Genomic DNA, 1,688 nt, shown 5'->3' on the forward strand with positions numbered 1-1,688 from the left:
GGTGTGGCGGATCCCCCCGCTCTCGGTGGACCCCGCTCCCGCACGCCCCGGCCGCCGGCCAGCAGCCGGGAGATCACCTCCGCCGACGCGGCCGGCTGGGCGTCGCAGGTGTCCAGCACGATCAGCATCCGGCGGGCGGCCGCGTACTCGACCAGGGTGTCCACCATCGGGCGGCCGGGCTCCGGGCGGAGCCCGAGCACGGCGGCGATCTCGAACGCCACCAGGCCCGGGTCGGTCACCGCCGCGACGTCGACGAACCAGACCCCGTCCGGGTACGCCTCGACGATCCCCGAGGCCAGCTCCACCGCGAGCCGCGTCTTCCCGGCGCCGCCCGCGCCCAGCACGGTCACCAGGCGGTACGTGTCGACCAGCCGCCGCAGCTCGGCCCGCTCCGCCTCCCGGCCGACGAACGAGGTGACCTGGGTGGGCAGGTTGTGCGGCACCGCCTCGGCGGTCCGGGGGCGCGGGAAGCTCCGCTCCAGACCGGGCGCCACCAGCTGGAACAGCCGTTCCCGGTCGTCGAAGCCGCGCAGCCGGTGCAGCCCCAGGTCCAACAGGGACGCCCCGTCGGGCAGCGGCTCGGCGCGTCGGGCGGTGGCGGCCGAGCAGAGCACCTGTCCACCGTGGGCGGCGGCGGCCACCCGGGCCGCCCGGTGCACCTCGGCGCTGGCGTACTCACCGTCCCGCGGTTCGGCGTACCCGGTGTGCAGGCCCATCCGTACCCGGGGCGCGGCCTCCGGGGTGGGCCAGTCGTGGCTGGCCAGCGCGCGTTGCGCGGTGAGGCAGGCGGTCAACGCGGCGGCCGCGTCACCGAACGCCAGGAAGAACGAGTCCCCCTCGGTCAGCAACTCCGCCCCGTCGGTGCCGGCCAACGTGTCGCGCAGCAGCCGGCGGTGTTCCCGCAGCACCGGGCGGTAGCCCGGACCGAGCAGCTGGGCCAGTCGCGTCGAGCCCTCGATGTCGGTGAACACGAAGGTCACCCATCCGCTCGGGAGGTGGATCCGTGGCGACATGCGTGGCACCTCCGCCCCTGACGTGGGGTTCATGCTGCCCTATGATCACGCCGTCACGCATCGTGAGAACGGTCGGGCAGATTCCGACTCAAGGTGCCAAAGGATCACACCGCCGGCAAGGTACGGATCGACCGGCGAGACGAGGCGCGGGTCGGGTCAGCAGCCGCACGCGCCGCCGCAGCAGCCGCCACCGGCCGGCGCGGCACCGCCACCGACCGGTCCGGCCCCGCCCCGGCCGGTGACCGCCACCGTGGACAGCAGCTTCACCGTGTCGGCGTGGCCCTGGGGGCAGGACGCCGGTTGGCCGGCCTCCGCCATCGGGCGGTTGATCTCGAAGGTGTCGCCGCAGGAGCGGCAGCGGAACTCGTACCGGGGCATGCTCCCAGCGTACGACCGGGCCTGACGTTGGGGCGGGCATGGGTGATACTCGACGGGTGGTGGACGGCGAGGAGCGCATGACGGTTCGGCCCCTGCGACCGGCCGTGCCACCCGACGGCGACACCGGCCACCGGCCGCTCCCGAAGCCCCGCCGCACCAACCCGCAGCCGGCGGCCGTGCCCACGCCGGGCGTGAGCCCGGAGCCGGCGTCCGCCGAGGCGAAGCCCGCCGACGCCACCGCGAAGCCGACAGGTGCGGATGCGCAGCCCGCTGACGCGGAACCGGCCGCGGCCGGCG

The 1,688-nt window shown here is 75.5% G+C and carries 2 protein-coding genes and 1 pseudogene; 1 reads left to right on the plus strand and 2 read right to left on the minus strand.

Translation table 11 applies throughout. The annotated features are described in order from the left end of the window. The coding region (locus tag ACWEVO_RS36195; protein WP_452311892.1) for an adenylate/guanylate cyclase domain-containing protein at positions 1 to 1,013 on the minus strand (1,013 nt) is incomplete at its 3' end. A gap of 156 nt (positions 1,014 to 1,169) precedes the next feature. Continuing rightward, positions 1,170 to 1,391 carry an FmdB family zinc ribbon protein gene (locus ACWEVO_RS36200; RefSeq protein ID WP_452311893.1) on the minus strand — a complete coding sequence of 74 codons (222 nt, stop codon included), beginning with the start codon at positions 1,389 to 1,391 and terminating at the stop codon, positions 1,170 to 1,172. A 77-nt stretch (positions 1,392 to 1,468) separates the two neighbouring features. On the opposite strand from ACWEVO_RS36200, the pseudogene ACWEVO_RS36205 reads away from it, so the two are divergent. Next, positions 1,469 to 1,688 (plus strand): annotated as a pseudogene (locus ACWEVO_RS36205) (hypothetical protein); the annotation flags it as partial.

This window comes from Micromonospora sp. NPDC003776 (assembly GCF_053605645.1).